Source organism: Streptomyces alanosinicus (assembly GCF_014650595.1).
GTDB classification, from domain to species: domain Bacteria; phylum Actinomycetota; class Actinomycetes; order Streptomycetales; family Streptomycetaceae; genus Streptomyces; species Streptomyces alanosinicus.
In genome coordinates this window covers 1-4,658 of sequence record NZ_BMVG01000099.1, presented here as the reverse complement: position 1 = coordinate 4,658, position 4,658 = coordinate 1, and the positions used below count along the sequence as shown (strand labels likewise).

The following is a 4,658-nucleotide window of genomic DNA, read 5'->3' as shown; positions in this document are numbered from 1 at the left end:
GATCACCTGGGACGTGAACGTTGACTCCACCGTCTGCCGGGCCCACCAGCACGCCGCCGGAGCAGCGAAAAGGGGGCCCTCCGGAAGGGAACCGCCCGGCGGCGTCTTCGTCGGGCCGGCCGACCACGCACTCGGACGATCCCGAGGCGGACCGACCGGCAAGATCCACCTCTCGGTCGAGCAGGGGCAAAAGCCCTTGTCCGTCGTGATCACGGCTGGGCAGCGGGGCGATTCCCCGCGGTTCGAAGCGGTTCCGGGCCGACAAGGCGTACGACTCCCGCGGCAACCGCTCCTGCCTACGCAGACGCGGGATCAAGGCCACCATCCCGGTCCCGGCGGACCGTGTCCGCAACCGCCTCAAGCGCGGATCGCGCGGTGGGCGGCCACCGACGTTCGACAAGGACGACTACAAGCAGCGGCACGCTGTCGAGTGCGGGATCAACCGTCTCAAGCGCCACCGGGCCGTCCCCACTCGTTACGACAAACTCACCGTCCGCTTCGAAACGACCGTACTGGTCGCAGCCATTAACGAGTGGCTGTGACCAGCACTCTCACAACAGGCCCTAGCCCTGTCTCCGAGAGGGTGAGACGGGCGCCGTCTCGCCGGAACCGACGGACGGGCCGGACGCGGCGAGGTCGAGGAGCGTCATCTTGTCGTGGTCCGGGCTGCCGGGCGGCGCCATGTAGATGATGAGGCGCTGGCCTTGTGCGCGGTTGAGGGACAGCCCTTCGTGCGAGAGCGTCATCGTGCCGACCTCCGGGTGTCGGAGCGTCTTCTCGCCGTCGCCGATCGTGTGCACCTCGTACCGCTCCCAGAGCCGGTTGAAGTCGGGGCTCTTGACGATTAGTTCACCTACGAGTGCGGCGAGATCCGGGGCATCCGGATCGGTGCCGGCGATCGCCCGCAACTGGGCGACGCACCCCTTGGCCTTCTGTTCCCAGTCCGCCCACAGCTCGCGGGCAGCTGGGTGCAGGAAGATGTACCGGACGGTGTTCCGCTGCCGCTCCGGCCAGTCGGCGATGCCATGGAGCAGCCGCAGCCCGCCGGGATTGGCCGCCAGCAGGTCGTTGGTGCGGCTCACGACGTACGCCGGGTTGGGCCGGAGCGTCTCCAGAAGCTGCGTGACGGTCGGACGGACCCGCCGTGACGGCAGGGGACGGGGCTCGGGCGCACGCCGCGCCGCCCGCGCCGCCAGCTCGTGCAGGAAGCCGCTCTCCTCCTGGTTGAGGCGGAGCGCGTCGGCCAGCGCCTCGACCACGGAGGGGCTCGGATGGGTCTCCTTGCCGCGTTCCAGACGTATGTAGTAGTCGATGCTCACACCGGCCAGCGCCGCCACCTCCTCCCGGCGCAGACCCGGCGTACGGCGCGTGCCGGTTCCGGCGGGCAGTCCGACGTCTGCCGGGCGTACGTCGCCACGGCGAGCCCGCAGAAACTTCCCGAACTCGTTCATGTCGTCATTCTGCCAGCGTGTGATCAGGGGTCCCGCCCGGAGCCTGGCCCTGTTACACCCCCCTATGGCGCACCCCGGAAGATCACGGTCTGCCTCGCCCTCGCGCGCCTCACCAGTCTGGACGGATGACCACGCTTGAACCAGCCCGCGCGTCACAGGATGCCCGGCAACGCACGGCCGCACCGAAGCTGATCCTGGCGACCACGTTCATGGGCATCTTTCTGCTCAACCTCAACACCATGGCGATGAACGTGGCGCTGCCCGGGATCGGGCGGACCTTCGGCAGCAGCACGGCGGGACTGCAATGGATCGTGGACGCCTACACGCTGATGTTCGCCGCACTCCTGCTTTCCGCGGGCACGCTCTCCGACCGCATCGGGGCGAGCCGTGTGTTCGGCGCCGGCGTCGCGGTCTTCACGGTCGCCTCGGCGGCCTGCGGACTGGCGCCGGGGCTGGGCGAGCTGATCGCCGCCCGCCTGATCCAGGGGAGCGCGGCGGCGATCATGCTGCCCTCCTCGCTGGCCCTCGTCCGGCAGGCCTTCCCGGACGCGGCCGAACGGGCACGGGCCATCGCGCTGTGGACCGCCTGCGGAGCGGTCGCGGTTGCCGCCGGCCCGGTGGCCGGCGGGGTGCTGTCCAGCACTCTGGGCTGGCGGGCGATCTTCATCGTCAACCTGCCCGTCGGCATCGCCACCCTCGCGGTGTTGACCCGCGCGGAGCGCTCGCCGCGCCATGCCACGCCGCTCGATCCGTACGGCCAGCTCACGGCGATCGTCGCGCTCGCGGCGCTCACCTTCGCGGTGATCGACGGAGGGGAGAACGGCTTCGGCGAGCCCGTGGTGCTGGGCTGCCTGGGGCTCGCCGCAGTGGCGACGGCCGCGTTCATCATGATCGAGGCACGTACCACCGCGCCGTTGGTCCCGCTCGACCTCTTCCGTTCGCGCACGGTGACGGTTTCGGTCGCGATCGGCTTCGTCGTCAATGGCGCGTTCTACGGGCTGGTGTTCGTGCTGAGCCTGTTCTTTCAGGACGTTCTGAACCTGTCCGGCACGGCCGCGGGGCTGATGTTCCTACCGATGATGGCCGTGATCGCCGGAGCCAACCTGGCCTCGGCCAGGGCTGCGGCACGCTTTGGGCCGCGGATGCCGATCGCCATGGGACAAGCGATCTTCGCGCTGGCGATGTTCGGCCTGCTCCGGATCGACGAGGGCACCAGCAGACCAGTGATCGCGGCGATGATCATCCCGGTCGGCCTCGGCCTAGGTTTCTTCGTACCTTCCCTGACCGCCGTCCTGCTGAACGACATCGCCGCAGATCGGGCCGGAATGGCCGCCGGGATCCTGAACTCCTTCCGGCAGACGGGCGGCGCGCTCGCCGTGGCCGTCTTCGGAGCCTTGGTCGCGGACCGGGGTGAGTTCATCGTGGGTCTGCGGGTCGCCTTGTGCGTCGCGGCTGTGATGCTGATAGCCACCACGGCCGCGGCCCTCATGCTGCCACGCGGCCGTAGCTGACGGGACGGTGACGGGGATGTCTGGCGCGGGGCCCGGTAATGAACTCAACCTGAGGGAGCCGGGCGGCGCACGTCGTGAGGGCGCTCCTCACCTCGCCTCGGACGGGTGAGGGGCATCCCGACCTTCAGATCGGCTAGGGCCTGTTGTGAGAGTGCTGGTCACAATTACCTTCTTCGTGGCCCCGCAACGGGGTTCCCGGCCTCCGATCCCGGCATGGCTTAGATCCCCAGTCGACCATGATCGAAAAGGTGGTGTCACCGGGCATCGGAGGCATTGGCAGACCGCTGATAGGGGCATGACCGCCGAACCCGTCCAGGGTGAGGCAGGCTCTTCGTAACGTGGATGCTGGCACGCTCATGCCGCAGGTGAGGCCGGGGAGAGCACAGACATTGCGGAGAAGCACGTGATCGATACCGGCGGCATCGACGTCTATCTCGGTCTGGACGTCGGCAGGGGCGAGCATCACGCCACCGCCCTGACCCCGACGGGCAAGCGGGTCTTCGACAAACGCCTGCCGAACACCGAGCCGAAGCTGCGCGAGCTCTTCGACAAGCTGCAGGCCAAGCACGGAACCGTGCTGGTGGTGGTCGACCAGCCCGCCTCGATCGGCGCGCTTCCGCTCGCCGTGGCCCGGGAAGCGGGCTGCCGCATCGCCTACCTGCCCGGACTGACGATGCGCCGGATCGCCGACCTCTACTCCGGCGAATCGAAGACTGACGCCCGCGACGCCGCGATCATCGCGGACGCCGCCCGCGCGATGCCGCACACCTTGCGGAGTCTGGCCCCGTCTGACGAGACCGTCGCCGAGCTGGAGATGATCGCCGGCTTCGACGACGACCTCGCAGGTGAGGTGACCAGGATCAAGAACCGGCTGCGCGGCCTGCTCACCCAGATCCACCCGTCCCTGGAGCGGGTCCTGGGCCCGCGACTGGACCATTCGGCTGTCCTCACACTGCTCGAACGCTTCGGCTCCCCAGGCCAGTTGAGGAAGGCCGGTCGGCGACGACTGGTGACACTGCTGCGACCGAAGGCGCCGAGGATGGCCGAGCGTCTGGTCTAGGACATCTTCGCCGCCCTGGACGAACAGACCGTCGTCGTGCCGGGCACCGACGCCGCCGCGCTGATCATCCCGAGCCTCACCTCCTCGCTCAGCGCGATACTCGACCAGCGCAAGGCATTGGCCACCCGCATCGAGGAACTGCTGGAGGCGCACCCTCTTTCCCCGGTCCTGACCTCCATGCCCGGCATCGGGGTCAGGACCGCAGCCCGCATCCTCATCGACGTCGGCGACGCCACAGCCTTCCCGACCGCCGCCCACCTGGCCGCCTACGCGGGCCTGGCCCCGGTCACCAGAAGCTCCGGCTCCTCCATTCGCGGCGATCACCCCTCCCATCGGGGTAACAAGCAGCTCAAACGGGCCTTCTACCTCGCGGCGTTCGCCTCGCTGTCCCAGCCGGAATCACGCGCCTACTACGACAAGAAACGCCGGGAAGGAAAGCACCACGTCGCGGCGATCGTCTGCCTCGCCCGACGCCGGATCGACGTCCTGTTCGCCATGCTCCGCGACGGCACCTTCTACCAGCCCCCGACGACCGCCGCAGCTTGACGAAGACCATAGGGGCACCTTTTGCGGGCGCCGGCGGCGTGCTGGTGGGCCCGGCAGACGGTGGAGTCAACGTTCACGTCCCAGGTGATC

3 protein-coding genes and 2 pseudogenes are annotated in these 4,658 nt (G+C 68.9%); 3 read left to right on the top strand and 2 right to left on the bottom strand.

From position 1 onward, the window contains the following. Positions 1-215 precede the first annotated feature (215 nt). On the top strand, positions 216-542 hold the full coding sequence (locus IE277_RS50070; RefSeq protein ID WP_373311022.1) for a transposase: 327 nt from the start codon (positions 216-218) through the stop codon (positions 540-542). A 21-nt stretch (positions 543-563) separates the two neighbouring features. Here IE277_RS50070 and IE277_RS46190 read toward each other — a convergent pair whose 3' ends face one another. Continuing rightward, positions 564-1,451, bottom strand: a complete 888-nt coding sequence (locus tag IE277_RS46190) for a helix-turn-helix transcriptional regulator (protein WP_189960075.1) — start codon at positions 1,449-1,451, stop codon at positions 564-566. 125 nt (positions 1,452-1,576) lie between these two features. Between IE277_RS46190 and IE277_RS46185 the strand changes: the two genes are divergently transcribed. Together IE277_RS46185 and IE277_RS46180 are read left to right on the top strand one after the other, a co-directional pair. Continuing rightward, on the top strand, positions 1,577-2,962 hold the full coding sequence (locus IE277_RS46185) for an MFS transporter (RefSeq protein WP_189960073.1): 1,386 nt from the start codon (positions 1,577-1,579) through the stop codon (positions 2,960-2,962). A gap of 403 nt (positions 2,963-3,365) precedes the next feature. Next, positions 3,366-4,568 (top strand): annotated as a pseudogene (locus IE277_RS46180) (IS110 family RNA-guided transposase). 17 nt (positions 4,569-4,585) lie between these two features. On the opposite strand, the pseudogene IE277_RS46175 reads toward IE277_RS46180, so the two are convergent. After that, positions 4,586-4,658, bottom strand: a pseudogene (locus IE277_RS46175) (transposase); the annotation flags it as partial.